Genomic DNA, 15,532 nt, shown 5'->3' with positions numbered 1-15,532 from the left:
GAGCCGCGCACGGGAGCCCCGCCCCGGGAAGCATCACCATGGCCCTCTTTCGCCTGCCATCCAGTGGACCTGCCGCCCTCGCCCCGCGCGGCAACGGGCTCTTGCTGCGCGCGCCGCAGATGTCCGACTTTCTGCAATGGGCGCATCTGCGCGAGACCAGCCGCGACTATCTCACGCCCTGGGAGCCGATCTGGCCGTCGGACGATCTCACCCGGTCCGGCTTCCGCCGTCGCCTGCGCCGCTATTCCGAGGATATCGCCGCGGACCGCTCCTACCCCTTTCTGATCTTCCGCGAGCTCGACGGCGCCATGGTCGGCGGCATCACGCTTGCCAATGTCCGTCGCGGCATCGTGCAAGCGGGGACCATCGGTTACTGGGTCGGGCAGTCCCACGCCCATCGCGGCTACATGACGGCGGCGCTGCGGGTGCTGCTGCCGACGCTGTTCGGCGAGCTCAATCTGCACCGGGTCGAGGCCGCCTGCATCCCCACCAATGCGCCTTCGATCCGGGTGCTGGAAAAGTGCGGCTTTTCTCGCGAGGGCCTGGCGCGCCGCTATCTCTGCATCAACGGGATCTGGCAGGACCATTTGCTGTTCGGCCTGCTGCATGAGGATTTCCGCGGCTGAGCCGGGCCTCCCCCGCGGTCAAAGTCTGTCTTTTCCTGCCTCGGTTTTACTGCCTTGGGATCGCCGATTTTGACGATATAACGCGCATCGAGCCGGTGACGTGCCGGAATGGTGTCATGGAGTACAGGCGTTCATGAAAGAGCTTCGGTCATTGCGGAATGCGCTGCGGCGAGGTCCGGTGATCGCGCTGGCGCTGTCGGTCTCACTGGCAGCCGTCTCGCCGGTCGCGGCACAGTCGCTGACCGACCGCTTCAAGGGCCTGTTCGGCGGCAAGTCGGACGAGCCGACCAAGCCGGCGCCCGCGCCGGGCCAGCCGGCGGCCGATGACGACGTCGATTGTCCTCAGGTCACGGTACGCGCTGGAGCGTCCACCTACGGGGTCGGGGCGACGGGCAAGCCGGCCGTCGGCAATGATGTGCGATTCCAGGCCACCATCACCAAGATGGCGCGCGAATGCACGCGCAATGGAGCCGATATCACGGTGCGCGTCGGCATCCAGGGCCGCGTCATCGCAGGCCCCGCCGGCGCGCCTGCCACGGTCGAGGTCCCCTTGCGCGTCGCCGTGGTGCAGGGCGGCGTCGGCGAGAAGGTGATCGCCTCGAAGGCCTACCGGACCACGGTCGAGATGTCGGAGGGCGGCAGCGTGCCCTTCACCTTCGTCGCCGAAGACCTGTCCTATCCGGTGCCGTCGGCTGCGACCGCCGATTCCTACGTCTTCTATGTCGGCTTCGACCCGCAGGCGCTGGCGCCCGAGCCGAAGGCGCGGGGGAAGAAGAAGTAAGGCAAGCCACACTCTCTGCCGTCATGCCCCGGCTTGACCGGGGCATCCCAGTACGCCGCGGCCTATCGATCCATCACAACCGTCTCGGAGTACTGGATCGCCCGATCAAGTCGGGCGATGACAGCTCATTCGCGGATGCCCCACCGGACAAACAAAAAAGCCGGCGCTCATCGCGCCGGCTTTTTGATTGGTGAGACGTTCGCCCTCAGTTCAGCTTCTGCCGAACCTCGGTGATCCCTTTGGCGAGCAAATCGTCGGCGACCTGGCCTTTGACCGACTGCGACAGGATCGTGGAGGCGGCCTGGACGGCGGCTTCCGCGGCTGCGGCGCGAACGTCGGCAAGCGCCTGGGCCTCGGCGAGCGCGATCTTGCCCTCCGCGGTCTTGGTGCGGCGGGCGACGAAGTCTTCCATCTTCGCCTTGGCCTCAGTCGCGATGCGCTCGGCTTCGCTCCTGGCGTTGGCGATGATGTCGGCAGCCTCGCGCTCGGCCGAAGCGGTGCGGGCCTTGTAGTCGGCGAGCACCTTGGCGGCTTCCTGCTTGAGGCGCGTCGCGTCGTCGAGCTCGGCCTTGATGCGGTCGGCGCGATGGTCGAGCGCAGTCATCGCCTTCTTGAAGACCCCGAGATAGCCGAACAAGACCATCAGGATCACGAAAGCGATAGCGACCCAGGTTTCAGGATCGAAGAACATATCGATTAACCCTTCAAGGACGCATCAACGGCGGCATTGACCGACGCTGCATCCGGAACGACGCCCGTAAGCTGTTGCACGATCGAGCCTGCCGCATCGGCTGCGATGCCGCGGACGTTGCTCATGGCAGTCGTGCGGGTCGAGGCGATGGTCTTCTCCGCCTCGGCGAGCTTGGCCGCCAGCTGCTCTTCCAGAATCTTGCGCTCGGCTTCCGTCTGCGCATTCGCCTTGTCGCGGGACTCGTTGCCGATGGCCTGCGCCCGCGAGCGCGCCGAAGCGAGCTCGCCTTCATAGGCCTTCAGCGCTGCGTCGGACTGGTCCCTCAGCTTCTGCGCTTCGGCGAGGTCACCCTCGATCTTGTTCTGACGCGCCTCGATCGCACCGCCGACGCGTGGCAGGGCGAGCTTGGACACGATCACGTAGAGCGCGACGAAGAAGATCGCGAGCCACACCAGCTGTGAAGCATAGGTGCTGCTCTCGAACGGCGGAAAACCGCCACCGTGACCGCCTTCGGCCTCGGTGTGGGCGCGCGCCGCCGGACTTTTCGCCCCGCCATGACTCTCAGCCATGGAGTACTCCTGTTGCTGTCATGCGCGCCGCTTCGGTCGAAGCGGCGCGAAGAACGTCGTTCTCAGAGCGGAACGAACAGCAGCAGCAGCGCGATCAGCAGCGAGAAAATGCCGAGCGCTTCGGTCACGGCGAAGCCGAAGATCAGGTTGCCGAACTGGCCCTGAGCGGCCGACGGGTTGCGAACGGCCGCGGCGAGGTAGTTGCCGAAGATCACGCCCACGCCGACGCCCGCACCGCCCATGCCGATGCACGCGATGCCCGCGCCGATAAGTTTTGCTGCTGCCGGATCCATTTTAGACTCCTTGGAAGAAAGATTGGGTTTTGGGTGGAAATTCCCCGGACCGCTCAGTGTCCCGGATGAATGGCGTCGTTGAGGTAGATGCAGGTCAGGATCGCGAACACGTAGGCCTGCAGGAACGCGACCAGAATCTCGAGAGCGTACAGCGCGACCGTGAGCGCCAGCGGCAGCACGCCGCCGAACCAGCCCAGCGCGCCGAGCGAGAAGCCCAGCATGGCAACGAAGCCCGCGAACACCTTCAGCGCGATGTGGCCGGCCAGCATGTTGGCGAACAGACGGACGCTGTGGGAGACCGGCCGCAGGAAGAACGACAGGATCTCGATGAACATCACCAGCGGCAGGATGTAGCCGGGGACACCGTGGGGCACGAAGATCGAGAAGAATTTCAGGCCGTTCTTGGCAACGCCGTAGATCAGGACGGTGAAGAAGACCAGCAGCGCCAGGGCTGCAGTCACGATCAGGTGGCTCGAGATCGTGAAGGTATAGGGGATGATGCCGACGAGATTCGAGACGCAGATGAACATGAACAGCGAGAAGATGAGCGGGAAGAACTTCATGCCTTCCGCGCCGGCGGTCGAACGGATGGTCGAGGCGACGAACTCGTAGGAAATCTCGGCGACCGACTGGAAGCGCCCGGGAACCAGCTGCGTGCCGCTGGCGAGCATCAGGATCGAGATGATCGCCACCGCCACCAGCATGTAGAGCGATGAATTGGTGAAGGCGATCGTTTGATTGCCGATATGGCCGATCGTGAAGAGAGGCTCGATGTTGAACTGGTGGATCGGATCGATTTTCATCGGCGCGGCATCTCTTGGTCTGCCGGGCTAGCCGGCTGGTCTCGGTCTGCCGGCCGGGCCGGCCCGCACCGGCGAAGCCGATGCGATCATTCCTCTCCTGTGCGGATCGCTTAAGAACCACCGCGCCTGTTTTGACCCGCGCCCGCCGTTCTCACCACATTCACCACGCCGGCCACGAAGCCCAGCAGCAGGAACACGATAAATCCGAAAGGCGACGTCGACAGCAAGCGGTCGAAACCCCAGCCAATCCCCGCCCCGACAACGACCCCGGCGACCAACTCGGAGGATAACCGGAAACCAAGCGCCATCGCCGAGGCTCTGGCCGCTTTGTCTTCACCGTCACCTGCGGGTTGCTCGGTCTTGATGTGGCGGCCGCGAAATTCGGACAACCGCTGATCAAGATTTCCGAGCCGTTCGGAAAGCGCAGCTTCCTCGGGCGATCTATCGCGATCTCCATTCTCGCCGCGTCCCGTGTCTTGAGCCATGCCACGAAGACCCGAAACGCTGCGGTTGAATGGAAGTTACGCCCGCCACCCTCAAAAGCCGCGCGGACCATACTGATCGCTCATAATCAAGTCAAGCCAAGTCACGATCGCGTCGTGTTCGATTATGTAGTTGATTTGATTGGTGATATTGCCTTGCACGCCAACGCTGCACACAGCGTGACGCCGCACCGCAGCAGCTCTCCGCGCGATCCGCCGATATAGCCGACATTTCGCCGCGCTGCCGGGATCAAAGGGCGTGCTGCGATCGTTGATTTCGCAGATGCGTTTTTGGTGGCGGATTCGGCAGGCCAAGCGATGCGTCATCGCCCGCCGAGGTGTAGAATTTGGTGATGTGCCACCTGCGCATCGTGGCGGAGAGCGCGATGAGACCAGCGACATCATCCACAACATCATGGCTTGCGACGGCGGCGATTGCCGCGGTGATGGCCACCAGCGGCGGCCTGGTGGCCGCGCAATCGGCGCCCGACAGCGAAAACGGCCGCTACACCATGACGCCGATCCCGGAAGGCGTGCTGCGGCTCGACACCCGCACCGGCACGGTCTCGACCTGCACCAGGAACGGCGCCGGCTGGGCTTGCTACGCCGTGCCCGACGAACGTTCCGCGCTCGATGCCGAGATCGGCCGGCTCCAGGCCGAGGTCGAGAAGCTGAAGGGACAGCTTGCGGCCGGGCCGACCGTGTCGGGCAAAGTCGACGAGGCGCTGCCGAAATCGGATTCGCTGAAGAAGGCGGAGCCGAAGGTCGCCGAGGGCGACCGCAGGATCGAGATCCCGCTGCCCAGCGACCAGGACCTCGACCGCGCGATGTCGTTCCTCGAAAAGGCCTGGCGGCGGCTGATCGACATGGCCAACCGCGTGCAGAAGGACGTTTCGGGGAGGATTTAGCGCGCGGCGGGACGCCGTAGGGTGGGCAAAGGCGCCAAGCGCCGTGCCCACCAACTCGACCTCTTTGCGTGAATTCGGTGGGCACGCTTCGCTTTGCCCACCCTACGGCGGCCTCTGGAATTGAGAGAGATTTGATGACATCAGCCAGATCGCTGACACGTTCAGCACCATCGACGGTGCAAGCCACCATCATCTCATCGTCACTGCTCACCGTGCAGACTCCGGGCCGCGGCTTCACCGATCTCACCGCGGAAGTCGCAAAATTCATCAGGGATGTTCACGGACGTGACGGCGCGCTGACGCTGTTCATCCGCCACACCTCGGCCTCGCTGACGATCCAGGAGAATGCCGATCCTTCCGTGCTCGTTGATCTCACGACGGCCCTATCGCGCCTGGCGCCCGAGAATGCGCCCTGGACTCATGATACCGAAGGGCCGGACGACATGCCGGCGCACGTCAAGACGATGCTGACGCAGACCTCGCTGCACGTGCCGGTGCTCGACGGCGTACTCGCGCTCGGCACCTGGCAGGCGATCTACCTCATCGAGCACCGCGCGCGTCCGCATCGGCGCGAAGTCGTTCTGCAATTCATCGGCAACAATCAATAAGGCCCAAAAGAAAACCGGCCGCGGATCGCTCCGCGGCCGGCTGACGAGACGCGTTGCGACGCGATCAGGTCTTGGTGATGTCGACGTCCTTGGTCTCGGGGACGAAGATCAGGCCGACGATGAAGGTCATCGACGCGATCGCAATCGGGTACCAGAGACCTGCGTAGATATTGCCTGTTGCTGCGACCAGCGCGACCGCAATCGGCGGCAGCAAACCTCCGAACCAGCCGTTGCCGATATGATAGGGCAGCGACATGGAGGTGTAGCGGATCCGCGTCGGGAACAGCTCGACGAGAGCCGCAGCGATCGGGCCGTACACCATGGTCACGAGGATCGCGAGGTAGGTCAGGACGACGATCAGCATCGGCATGTTGATCGCGGCCGGATCGGCGCCCTTGATCGGGTAGCCTGCTTCGCCGACCGCAGCGGTCACCGCGGTCGTGAACGCCGTGCGGGCGGTGGCGAACGCCTTGGGATCAGCGCCAGCGCCGTTCACCGAGTCGAACGACTTGTTGCCGACCACGACCTTGGCAAGGCTGCCGGGCGCGCCCGGCTCCAGCTTGAAGTTCACCGACGACGCGATCAGCGCGTTGCGGGCGACGTCGCAGGAACTGGTGAATACCCGGCCGCCGACCGGGTCGAACAGCACGTTGCAGTCCTTCGGATCGGCGACGACGGACACCGGTGCATTGGCCAGCGCCTTCTCGAGCGCCGGGTTGGCGGCGGACGTCAGCAGGCTGAAGGCGAAATGATAGGTCAATGCGCCGAGCAAACAGCCCGCCAGGATGATCGGCTTGCGGCCGATCTTGTCCGAAAGCCAGCCGAAGAACAGGAAGCCCGCGGTCGCAATCGCCAGCGCGATAATGAGCGCGATGTCAGCCGAGTTCGCCGGGACCTTGAGCGTATTGACGAGGAAGACGCGGGCGTAGAACTGCCCACCGTACCAGATCACCGCTTGGCCCGCGGTGAGGCCGAACAGGGCGATCAGCGCGACCTTTCCATTCTGCCAATTGCCGAAGGCTTCCGACAGTGGCGCCTTGGAGCCCTTGCCTTCGTCCTTCATCTTCTGGAACAGCGGCGATTCGGACAGCTGCATGCGGATCCAGATCGAGATGCCGAGCAGCAGGATCGAGAGCAGATAGGGGATGCGCCAGCCACCCGAAAGCCCCGAGTCGCTGAATGCATCGGCACTCATGCTGTTACGGACGATGTAGACGACGAGCAACGACATGAACAGACCGATCGTGGCGGTGGTCTGAATCCAGGCCGTGTAAAATCCACGACGGCCCTGTGGCGCATGCTCGGCCACGTATGTCGCGGCGCCGCCATACTCTCCACCGAGCGCGAGGCCCTGCAGCAGACGCAAACCGATCAGGATCGTCGGAGCCAGCCAGCCGAGCGTCTGGTAGCCGGGCGTCAGGCCGACCAGGAAGGTCGACATGCCCATGATGGTGATCGTGACGAGGAAGGTATATTTGCGGCCGACCAGGTCACCGACGCGGCCGAACACCAGCGCGCCGAGAGGGCGAACCAGGAAGCCCGCCGAAAAGGTCAGGAGTGCGAAGATGAATTGCGTGTTGGCGTCGAACGCCGAGTAGAACGCCTTGCCGATCTGCGCTGCGGTCCAGCCGTACAGATAGAAATCGTACCATTCGAACACGGTACCGAGTGAAGATGCGAAGATGACCTTCTTCTCTTCGCCGGTCATTCCCCGCGCCCCGACGCCGCCGGCGGCCGCTGCCATTGTCATAGTTAGACTCCCCGAATTTCGTTTCCTCGCGTCCCGGCTGTCCGGCCATGCCGGATCAACCTGGGTCCTACCCCCAAGGTAACATCGGCGTGAAACCGGTCCCAATACGACTTTCGGCCTTGCGCACTGACACGCAACTGACGGTGCGGACCGGTAGTGCGGCGCCGTTGCACATGACTTGCGGATTAACCCCTTTCCCGTAAAGGAATAATGTGCCCTTGCATGCCACGGCCGGTCGGGGAAGAATTGACCATTGCGCCGGTCCGGACTACTGGCCCGGTTGCGAACGACAGCAAGAGATCGATGAGCGCTCCCTCCACCCATCTCGTCATCGCCGATGACCATCCGCTGTTCCGCGATGCGCTGCGGCAGGCGGTGGCTAGCGTCCTGAGCACGGCGAAGATCGACGAGGCCGGGTCGTTCGAGGATCTGACGAAACTGCTGGAGCAGACCTCCGACGTCGACCTGATTCTGCTCGACCTCTCGATGCCCGGCATCTCCGGCTTTTCCGGCCTGATCTATTTGCGCGCGCAATATCCGGCGATCCCGGTGGTGATCGTCTCGGCCTCCGACGACAGCGCCACGATCCGCCGTTCGCTCGATTTCGGCGCCTCCGGCTTCATCCCGAAGCGGTTCGGCGTTGAGACGCTGCGCGACGCCATTCTCAAGATCATGGACGGTGAGGTCTGGGTTCCCGCGGACACCGACCTGTCAGCCGCCGCCGACCCCGACATGACGCGGCTGCGCGACCGCCTGGTGACGCTGACGCCGCAGCAGGTGCGGGTGTTGATGATGCTGTCCGAGGGATTGCTGAACAAGCAGATCGCCTATGAGCTCGGCGTCTCCGAGGCGACCATCAAGGCGCATGTCTCCGCGATCCTGCAAAAGCTCGGCGTCGAGAGCCGGACCCAGGCGGTGATCGCCGCGGCCAGGATCTCCGGCGGTCAGTGGAAGTCGGGCACGCCGACGGGGTGATCCTTAATCCGTCATCCTGAGGCGCCGGAGCGTAGCGGAGGCCTCGAAGGATGAACGGCCCTGCTGTCTCCTCGGCCGTTCATCCTTCGAGGCTCGCCATCCGGTGCGTCGCACCGAATGGCTCGCGCCTCAGGATGACGGGTCATGCAAGGCCGAATTGCGGATTTCGTTCAAGCCTCACTCCGCCGCCACCATCTGCTGCGTCCGCCATTGCCCGAGCAAAGCGCGCAGCGAAGCTGGCTTCACCGGCTTGTTCAGCACCGCGATCTTTTCCTCGCGCGCAGCCATCTGCACGGCGGGGCTGCGGTCGGCGGTGATCAGGATCGCGGGGATAGAGTCGCCGAAGCGGCGGCGGATGTCGCGGATGGCGGCGATGCCGTTGCCGCGGTCGAGGTGATAGTCGACGAGCAGGCCGGTGACGCGTTTGCCGGCGGCCTCGATCGCGGCGATTGCGCCCTCGGGATCGGTGACCGCGATCACCTCGGCATCCCAGGCCTTCAAGAGCGTTCGCATGCCGTCGAGGATCGCGGCGTCGTTCTCGATGCAGACGATCAGCGCGCCGGAGATCGACATGCGCGCCAACGGGGTCGCGCTGGTCACCGCCGCGGTCAGCGTCACGGCCTTCGCCGTCGGGACGGTCACGGAGAACGACGAGCCGCGGCTCCTATTGGCGTCGATGGCGATGCCGTGGTTGAGCACGCGCGCCAACCGTTCGACGATCGAGAGTCCCAGCCCCAGCCCGCGCGCGATCCGCGCGCCCTGCTCGAGGCGGTGAAATTCCTTGAAGATCTCGCCGCGCTTGGCCAGCGGTATGCCGACGCCGGTGTCGTAGACGCAGATCTTGAGCGAGGGGCCTTGGCGGCGGCAACCGACCAGCACGCGCCCGCGCGGGGTGTATTTGATCGCATTGGAGATCAAGTTCTGGAGCAGGCGTCGCAGCAGCAGGCGATCCGACTCGACCGGCAGCGAGCTGGGCACGAAGGCGAGCTCGAGGTTCTTGGCGCGCGCGATCGGCGCGAACTCGATCTCCAGCGAGCGCATCAAATCGGCCATCTTGAAGCTCGAGATCGAGGTCGCCATCGCGCCGGCATCCAGCCGCGAGATATCGAGCAGCGCGCCGAGGATCTCTTCGATCGCCTGGAGCGATTCGTCGATGTTCTCGACCAGCCGCGTCTCCTCGCCGCTGTGCTGGCGCTCGACCAGGCTCGTGACGTAGAGCCGTGCCGCGTTGAGCGGCTGGAGAATGTCGTGGCTGGCGGCCGCGAGGAAGCGCGTCTTGGAGATGCTGGCGTCTTCAGCCGAGCTCTTCGCCTGCGCCAGCTCCGAGTTCAGCCGGGTCAGCTCCTCGGTGCGGTCACGCACGCGCTTTTCGAGCGTCGCATTGGCGCGCTCCAGCGCTTCGGCCGCTTCGAACGTGGGCGTGACGTCGGTGAAGGTGATGACGAAGCCGCCGCCGGGCATGCGGTTGGTCAGGATCTCGATCACCATGTGGCGTTCCAGCAGACGCTCCAGATAGGGCTCGCCGTCGGTGGTGTAGGCGGCAAGCCGCCGCTCCAGCATGGCTTCGCGCTCGATCGGATCGTCGGGATTGCTCACGCCCATGAATTCCAGGATTTCGCGCAACGGCGTGCCGAACTGGATGAAGTGCGGCGGCACGTTGAGGAGTTCGCCGAACTGCCGGTTGGAGCAGATCAGTTGCAAATCGGCGTCGAACACCGCAATGCCCTGGCGCACATGGTTGAGCGCGGTCTGAAGGATCTCGCGGTTGAAATGCAGCGCCGCATGGGAATCGTCGAGCAGTTTTAGTGCGGCTTTCGCCGAGACCGTTCGTTTGCGCAGCAGGAGCGACATCACGAGGCGCGAGGACGCCGCCCCGATCGAGGAGGCGATCAGATGCTCGGCGTGCTGCAACAGCTCGAAATCGGCGGGTGCGGCGAGCTCCAGCCGCATATTGCGCCGCGCCGAGAACGCCTCGAAGGAATGCCGGGCGCGATCGGGGCCGAGATATTGCGCGACCGTGGTCTGGATGTCCTGCACCGTGATGGTGGTGCGCCAGCGGCGGAAGTTCGGAGCGATCGGGGCGAGCGTGTTGGGAACGAACAGATCGGCCTGCACGAGCTCGATGGAAGAGGGCCGCCGCGCCAGCGACAGCAGCACATAGGTGAGGATGTTGAGCGAGAGCGACCAGACCACGCCATGCATCAGCGGCGGCAAATCGGCGCCGAACAGCGCCTGCGGCCGCAGCGCCTCGATCCCGAACGGTCCGTGCTGGAGCAGCAGGATGCCGGCCGTCGAGGAATCCATGAAGCTCGGAATGAACAGCGTGTAGAGCCACACCGCGAAACCGACCAGCATGCTGCCGATCGCGCCGCGCGCGGTGGCCCGGCGCCACAACAATCCGCCGAAGAAGCTCGGTGCGAGCTGCGCGATGGCGGCGAAGGAGAGCAGGCCGATCGCCGCGAGCTGGGTGTTGCCGAGCGCGCGATAGTAGAAATAGGCCATCACCATGATGGCGAAGATCGCGAGCCGCCGCGACCGCAGCAGGAAGTCGCCGAAATCCGCGCCGCCGGTGCGGCCCTCCGGCCGCCGTTGCAGCACCAGCGGCACCACGAGGTCGTTCGAGACCATGATGGAGAGTGCGACGCATTCGACGATCACCATCGCGGTCGCTGCCGACAGGCCACCGACGAAGACGGCGACGCTAAGCAGATCCGCGCCGCCCTCCATCGGCAGCGCCAGCACGTACATGTCGGGATCGGCGGCGCCGAATGGGAAGCTGACGAGGCCGGCGAGCGCGATCGGGATCACGAACAGATTGATGACGACGAGGTAGAGCGGAAACAGCCAGCGCGCGCGGCCGACCTCGGCATCCGAGGAGTTTTCGACCACGCTGACGTGGAACTGGCGCGGCAGCAGCATGATCGCACAGAGCGACAGCAGCGTCATGGTCAGGAAGTTGCCGATTGACGGCGAATAGTTGATGGCGCGCACCGCCTCCGGCGTCTTCATGGCGCGCTCGATCAGCTCGTGCGGCGAGAACATCCAGAAGGTGACGAAGATGCCGGCGGTGAGGAAGGCGACCAGCTTGATAATGGATTCGGTCGCCACCGCCAGCATCAGGCCGTGCTGGTGCTCGGTGGCGTCCGTGTGCCGCGTACCGAACAGCACGGCGAAGGCCGCCATCGCCAGCGTCACCATCAGCGCCATGTCGCCGAGGATCGGGATGTGGGAGAACGCCTGGTCCTCGCTCAGGATAACTTCGAGCGAGGAGGCGACCGCCTTGAGCTGGAGCGCGATATAGGGCACCGAGCCGATGATCGCGATCAGCGCCACGGTCGCCGCCACCGCCTGGCTCTTGCCGTAACGCGCGCCGATGAAGTCGGCGATCGAGGTGATGTTGTGGGCCTTCGCAAGCTGGATCACGCGGCGCAGCACGCCGGCGCCGAGCCCGATCATCAGGATCGGGCCGACATAGATCGCGAGGAAGTCGGTCGAGGTGCGGGTGGCGAAGCCGACCGAGCCGAAGAAGGTCCAGGAGGTGCAGTAGATCGCCAGCGACAGCGGATAGATCAGCCCGGACGCGCGACCGCGCCCGGCCGGCGAGCGGCGGTCGCCGTGGCTCGCCACCAGAAACAGGAAGCCGATATAGCCGAATGCGGCGGCAATCACGCCCCAATCGTGCAGCATGGTGAGCGCGCTCTCCCTGGACGCGGCAGCCCCGCGCCAGATCTCATTTTCCAAGCAAATTTCTAAGTAAATCTAGCGCGTTGGCCGGGCGCAAGCGATAGCGAAATGCCTTGTGGATGCAGGAATTGGCATTGTCGTTAAGCTGCTAACCCGAATGTCGTCCTGGCGAAGGCCAGGACCCATAACCACAGGACAGGCGTATGGGCACGCGGGTGGCTCCAGCGATCTGCAACAATTCACAGTCGGGGTAATGGGTCCTGGCTTTCGCCAGGACGACGATTACTCCGCCGCCAGCGACTTTTCGCGCAACGGCAGACCCAAGCGGTCCCAGACTTGCAGCAGGGCTTCGGCGAGCTGATCGATCAGGCCGTCATCGTGATAGGGCGACGGCGTGATGCGCAGGCGCTCGGTGCCCTTGGCGACCGTCGGATAGTTGATCGGCTGGATGTAGATGCCGTGATTTTCGAGCAGCAGGTCGGAGGCCTGCTTGCACTTCTCGGCATCGCCGATGAACAGCGGCACGATGTGGGTGTCGCTCGACATCACCGGCAGGCCGGCGGCATTGAGGATCGCCTTGACGCGGGCGGCGCGGTCCTGGTGGCGCTCGCGCTCCCAGTTCGAGGTCTTCAGATGCTTGATCGCGGCGGTCGCAGCCGAGCAGATTGCCGGCGGCAGCGCGGTGGTGAAGATGAAGCCCGGCGCGTAGGAGCGCACGGCGTCGATGATCTGGCCGTTGGCGGCAATGTAGCCGCCGAGGCAGCCGAACGCTTTTGCCAACGTACCTTCCAGAATGTCGATGCGATGCATCACGCCGTCACGCTCGGCAATGCCGCCGCCGCGCGGGCCGTACATGCCGACCGCATGGACTTCGTCGACATAAGTCATCGCGCCATACTTCTCGGCGAGATCGCAGATCTTGGCGAGCGGGGCGATGTCGCCGTCCATCGAGTAGAGGCTCTCGCAGGCGATCAGCTTCGGCCGGGCAGGGCCTGCGGCCTTCAAGAGGTCTTCGAGGTCGGCGAGGTCGTTGTGGCGGAACACGACCCGCTCGCAGCCGGATTGGCGGATGCCTTCGATCATCGAATTGTGGTTGAGCTCGTCCGACAGGATCAGGCAGTTCGGAATGAGTTTTGCGATGGTCGCGATACCGGTCTGGTTCGAGACATAGCCCGAGGTGAACAGCAGCGAGGCTTCCTTGCCGTGGAGATCGGCGAGCTCGGCCTCAAGCTGCACCAGCGGATGGTGCGTGCCGGCGATGTTGCGCGTGCCGCCCGCGCCGGTGCCGACCCGGGTCGCGGTCTCGACCATGGCGCCGACCACCTTCGGGTGCTGGCCCATGCCGAGATAATCGTTCGAGCACCAGATCACGACGTCGCGCTTGCCCTTGGGCGAGTGCCAGAGCGCATGCGGGAACCGGCCGGCGATGCGCTCGAGGTCGGCGAACACGCGGTAGCGCCGCTCGGTGTGGAGACGGTCGAGGGCGGAATTGAAGAACTGGCTGTAATCCATCGGCAAAAACCTGCAACGGAACCAAGGGGTCGCACTTTTTAGAGCTTTTCCAGCTCTAATGTCTATGCGCTATCCCACATTTGGGCAGGCGCGGCATTTGGGCAAAATGCCCTATCGGGCCCCGACATGGCTTGAACCGGATTGACGCGTTCACAGTGGTTTGTGCTTCTGCGGAGCGGTGTCCGTACACCGGCCTGATCGGCCTTTGCCTTTCTTGCGGGGGATCGCTCATGTTGCTGTGCGGTAGCAGCGGGCGCGAGTCCCCGCCGTGCTCTGCGGTTAAATATTGAAAGGACCTTCCATGAAACGCGTGATGATCCTCAACGGTCCCAATTTGAACCTGCTCGGCGTGCGTGAGCCGCACATCTATGGCATGACGACGTTGGCAGAGGTCAATGCGAGCTGCGAGGAGGCGGCCGTCAAGCTCGGGCTCGAGGTCGCCTGCCACCAGTCCAACCATGAGGGCGTTCTCATCGACCTGATCCAGGCGGCGCGGCAAGATGCCGATGCCATCATCATCAATCCGGCCGGCTTCTCCTTCACCTCGGTCTCGATCATGGACGCCATCAAGGCGTTCGAGGGCCCGGTGCTGGAGGTCCACATCTCCAACATCCATGCCCGCGACGAATATCACCGGCACTCGAAGATCTCGTTCGTGGCGACGGGCGTGATCTGCGGGCTGGGGCCGTATGGCTACATCGCGGCCATGCACGCGATTGCGCAGATGAAGTGAAGGTCTGCTCCCTCTCCCCGCAAGCGGGGCGAGGTGAAGTGAGCTCTCACGTCGTCCTGAACTGGAGCACGCCGTCCTTCGTCTCCGCGGTCAGGCGGCCCTCGACCAGCATGTAGTTGACATGGGCGACCAGTTCGCCGGCGGCAAAACCCATCTGGTGTTCGTCCAGCACATGCTTGTTGAACACCACCGGCACCAATACGCGCGAGGTCTGCGGCACTTCGCGGCAGGCTTCCGCGATCAGGCGGCAGCGCTCCTCATGGTGGTCGGCGAGCTGCTTGATGCGGGTCTTGAGTCCATAGAACGGCACGCCGTGGCCGGGCAGCACCAGCAAATCATAGGGCAGCGTAGTGGTGAGGCTTGCGAGCGAGGCCAGATATTCGCCGAGCGAGTTCTGGTCGGGCTCGACCGCCCAGACGCTGACGTTCGGCGAGATCTTGCTCAGCACCTGGTCGGCGGAGAGGAACAGCTTGTCGTCGGCGCAATACAGCATCACTTGGTCGAGCGCATGCCCGCCGCCGGTGATCACCTTGAAGCGCCGCGTGCCGATCACGACCTCGTCGCCATGCGAGATGCGACGGTAGGACGGCGGCAGTACCGACACCTGCTTCAGATAATCCTGGCCGCGGCCGAGCAGCTTTTCGGTGAGCGACTCGTCCATGCCGTGGCGGCGGAAGAACAGCCGCTGCGCGTTGCGCCGCTCCTCGGTGCCGCGGTTCTGGTGATAGACCGATTGCAGATATTCGACCTGCGACATCACCAGCGGGCAGTTGAACCGCTCGACGATCCAGCCCGCGAGCCCGACATGGTCGGGATGCGAATGCGTCACGATCAGCCGCGTGATGTGGACGCCCTTCAGCGGGCCGTCGAACAATTTCGTCCAGGCCTCGACCGTCTCTTCGTTGCCGAAGCCGGCATCGACCATGGCATAACCGTCGCCGTCGGCGAGCAGGTAGATGTTCACGTGGTTGAGGCGGAACGGCAGCTTCAGCCGCACCCACAGCACGCCGGGCCGTATCTCCACGACCTCTTCGGGGCTGGGATGCTGTTCCCAGGGGTAGCGCAGGGCCTCTGCGGAGGACTGCGCGGTGTCGCTCTTTGAATTCATGCTTCCGGC

General features: G+C 64.4%; 16 protein-coding genes. 6 read left to right on the top strand and 10 right to left on the bottom strand.

The features are described from left to right. The first annotated feature begins 38 nt into the window (after window positions 1-38). Both UB31_RS11515 and UB31_RS11510 read left to right on the top strand, forming a co-directional pair. A complete protein-coding gene (locus UB31_RS11515; RefSeq protein ID WP_045010968.1) occupies window positions 39-626 on the top strand; it encodes a GNAT family N-acetyltransferase in 588 nt (195 codons plus the stop codon). 133 nt (window positions 627-759) lie between these two features. Beyond that, window positions 760-1,407, top strand: a complete 648-nt coding sequence (locus UB31_RS11510; protein WP_045005664.1) for a hypothetical protein — start codon at window positions 760-762, stop codon at window positions 1,405-1,407. A gap of 205 nt (window positions 1,408-1,612) precedes the next feature. On the opposite strand, the gene UB31_RS11505 is transcribed toward UB31_RS11510, so the two are convergent. The 6 genes from UB31_RS11505 to UB31_RS42140 all read right to left on the bottom strand — a co-directional run bounded on the left by UB31_RS11505 (window position 1,613) and on the right by UB31_RS42140 (window position 4,572). Continuing rightward, window positions 1,613-2,098, bottom strand: coding sequence for a F0F1 ATP synthase subunit B family protein (locus UB31_RS11505; RefSeq protein WP_045005662.1), 486 nt, complete (start codon window positions 2,096-2,098; stop codon window positions 1,613-1,615). Window positions 2,099-2,103: 5 nt separating this feature from the next. Next, a complete protein-coding gene (locus UB31_RS11500; protein WP_045010967.1) occupies window positions 2,104-2,667 on the bottom strand; it encodes a F0F1 ATP synthase subunit B in 564 nt (187 codons plus the stop codon). Window positions 2,668-2,729: 62 nt separating this feature from the next. Next, window positions 2,730-2,960 carry a F0F1 ATP synthase subunit C gene (locus UB31_RS11495; RefSeq protein WP_007599451.1) on the bottom strand — a complete coding sequence of 77 codons (231 nt, stop codon included), beginning with the start codon at window positions 2,958-2,960 and terminating at the stop codon, window positions 2,730-2,732. Window positions 2,961-3,013: 53 nt separating this feature from the next. After that, on the bottom strand, window positions 3,014-3,763 hold the full coding sequence (locus UB31_RS11490) for a F0F1 ATP synthase subunit A (RefSeq protein ID WP_045005660.1): 750 nt from the start codon (window positions 3,761-3,763) through the stop codon (window positions 3,014-3,016). A gap of 110 nt (window positions 3,764-3,873) precedes the next feature. Then, on the bottom strand, window positions 3,874-4,248 hold the full coding sequence (locus UB31_RS11485) for an AtpZ/AtpI family protein (protein WP_045005659.1): 375 nt from the start codon (window positions 4,246-4,248) through the stop codon (window positions 3,874-3,876). 51 nt (window positions 4,249-4,299) lie between these two features. Next, a complete protein-coding gene (locus UB31_RS42140; protein ID WP_045010966.1) occupies window positions 4,300-4,572 on the bottom strand; it encodes a hypothetical protein in 273 nt (90 codons plus the stop codon). Window positions 4,573-4,631: 59 nt separating this feature from the next. Here UB31_RS42140 and UB31_RS11475 point away from each other — a divergent pair, with 59 nt between their 5' ends. Then, window positions 4,632-5,153: a hypothetical protein gene (locus UB31_RS11475; protein WP_045010985.1), complete on the top strand. Its 522-nt coding sequence runs from the start codon at window positions 4,632-4,634 to the stop codon at window positions 5,151-5,153. 134 nt (window positions 5,154-5,287) lie between these two features. Continuing rightward, window positions 5,288-5,761 (top strand): secondary thiamine-phosphate synthase enzyme YjbQ, encoded by a 474-nt coding sequence (locus UB31_RS11470; protein ID WP_045010965.1) that lies wholly within the window; start codon window positions 5,288-5,290, stop codon window positions 5,759-5,761. A 64-nt stretch (window positions 5,762-5,825) separates the two neighbouring features. Here UB31_RS11470 and UB31_RS11465 read toward each other — a convergent pair whose 3' ends face one another. Next, window positions 5,826-7,511: an MFS transporter gene (locus UB31_RS11465; RefSeq protein WP_156175297.1), complete on the bottom strand. Its 1,686-nt coding sequence runs from the start codon at window positions 7,509-7,511 to the stop codon at window positions 5,826-5,828. A gap of 303 nt (window positions 7,512-7,814) precedes the next feature. Here UB31_RS11465 and UB31_RS11460 point away from each other — a divergent pair, with 303 nt between their 5' ends. Further along, window positions 7,815-8,486 (top strand): response regulator, encoded by a 672-nt coding sequence (locus UB31_RS11460; protein WP_045010984.1) that lies wholly within the window; start codon window positions 7,815-7,817, stop codon window positions 8,484-8,486. Between the two features lie 177 nt (window positions 8,487-8,663). On the opposite strand, the gene UB31_RS11455 is transcribed toward UB31_RS11460, so the two are convergent. Both UB31_RS11455 and hemA read right to left on the bottom strand, forming a co-directional pair. Continuing rightward, window positions 8,664-12,173, bottom strand: coding sequence for a PAS domain-containing hybrid sensor histidine kinase/response regulator (locus UB31_RS11455; RefSeq protein WP_045010983.1), 3,510 nt, complete (start codon window positions 12,171-12,173; stop codon window positions 8,664-8,666). Between the two features lie 279 nt (window positions 12,174-12,452). Next, window positions 12,453-13,682, bottom strand: coding sequence for a 5-aminolevulinate synthase (gene hemA, locus UB31_RS11450; protein ID WP_045005655.1), 1,230 nt, complete (start codon window positions 13,680-13,682; stop codon window positions 12,453-12,455). A 301-nt stretch (window positions 13,683-13,983) separates the two neighbouring features. On the opposite strand from hemA, the gene aroQ reads away from it, so the two are divergent. Then, the gene (aroQ, locus tag UB31_RS11445) at window positions 13,984-14,415 is read left to right on the top strand and encodes a type II 3-dehydroquinate dehydratase (RefSeq protein WP_045005653.1); all 432 of its coding nucleotides are present in this window, start codon (window positions 13,984-13,986) and stop codon (window positions 14,413-14,415) included. 46 nt (window positions 14,416-14,461) lie between these two features. On the opposite strand, the gene UB31_RS11440 is transcribed toward aroQ, so the two are convergent. Continuing rightward, window positions 14,462-15,523 carry an MBL fold metallo-hydrolase gene (locus UB31_RS11440; RefSeq protein ID WP_045005651.1) on the bottom strand — a complete coding sequence of 354 codons (1,062 nt, stop codon included), beginning with the start codon at window positions 15,521-15,523 and terminating at the stop codon, window positions 14,462-14,464. Between the last annotated feature and the right edge of the window lie 9 nt (window positions 15,524-15,532).

This window comes from Bradyrhizobium sp. LTSP849, from assembly GCF_000938255.1.
Taxonomy (GTDB): domain Bacteria; phylum Pseudomonadota; class Alphaproteobacteria; order Rhizobiales; family Xanthobacteraceae; genus Bradyrhizobium.
This window is presented reverse-complemented; position numbering and strand designations above follow the sequence as displayed.

What these genes read in the sequence shown, in the direction of transcription:
- UB31_RS11515 (WP_045010968.1), top strand. Translation starts at nt 39, where the DNA reads ATGGCCCTCTTTCGCCTGCCATCCAGTGGACCTGCCGCCCTCGCCCCG.
- UB31_RS11510 (WP_045005664.1), top strand. Translation starts at nt 760, where the DNA reads ATGAAAGAGCTTCGGTCATTGCGGAATGCGCTGCGGCGAGGTCCGGTG.
- UB31_RS11505 (WP_045005662.1), bottom strand. Translation starts at nt 2,098, where the DNA reads ATGTTCTTCGATCCTGAAACCTGGGTCGCTATCGCTTTCGTGATCCTG.
- UB31_RS11500 (WP_045010967.1), bottom strand. Translation starts at nt 2,667, where the DNA reads ATGGCTGAGAGTCATGGCGGGGCGAAAAGTCCGGCGGCGCGCGCCCAC.
- UB31_RS11495 (WP_007599451.1), bottom strand. Translation starts at nt 2,960, where the DNA reads ATGGATCCGGCAGCAGCAAAACTTATCGGCGCGGGCATCGCGTGCATC.
- UB31_RS11490 (WP_045005660.1), bottom strand. Translation starts at nt 3,763, where the DNA reads ATGAAAATCGATCCGATCCACCAGTTCAACATCGAGCCTCTCTTCACG.
- UB31_RS11485 (WP_045005659.1), bottom strand. Translation starts at nt 4,248, where the DNA reads ATGGCTCAAGACACGGGACGCGGCGAGAATGGAGATCGCGATAGATCG.
- UB31_RS42140 (WP_045010966.1), bottom strand. Translation starts at nt 4,572, where the DNA reads ATGACGCATCGCTTGGCCTGCCGAATCCGCCACCAAAAACGCATCTGC.
- UB31_RS11475 (WP_045010985.1), top strand. Translation starts at nt 4,632, where the DNA reads ATGAGACCAGCGACATCATCCACAACATCATGGCTTGCGACGGCGGCG.
- UB31_RS11470 (WP_045010965.1), top strand. Translation starts at nt 5,288, where the DNA reads ATGACATCAGCCAGATCGCTGACACGTTCAGCACCATCGACGGTGCAA.
- UB31_RS11465 (WP_156175297.1), bottom strand. Translation starts at nt 7,511, where the DNA reads ATGACAATGGCAGCGGCCGCCGGCGGCGTCGGGGCGCGGGGAATGACC.
- UB31_RS11460 (WP_045010984.1), top strand. Translation starts at nt 7,815, where the DNA reads ATGAGCGCTCCCTCCACCCATCTCGTCATCGCCGATGACCATCCGCTG.
- UB31_RS11455 (WP_045010983.1), bottom strand. Translation starts at nt 12,173, where the DNA reads ATGCTGCACGATTGGGGCGTGATTGCCGCCGCATTCGGCTATATCGGC.
- hemA (WP_045005655.1), bottom strand. Translation starts at nt 13,682, where the DNA reads ATGGATTACAGCCAGTTCTTCAATTCCGCCCTCGACCGTCTCCACACC.
- aroQ (WP_045005653.1), top strand. Translation starts at nt 13,984, where the DNA reads ATGAAACGCGTGATGATCCTCAACGGTCCCAATTTGAACCTGCTCGGC.
- UB31_RS11440 (WP_045005651.1), bottom strand. Translation starts at nt 15,523, where the DNA reads ATGAATTCAAAGAGCGACACCGCGCAGTCCTCCGCAGAGGCCCTGCGC.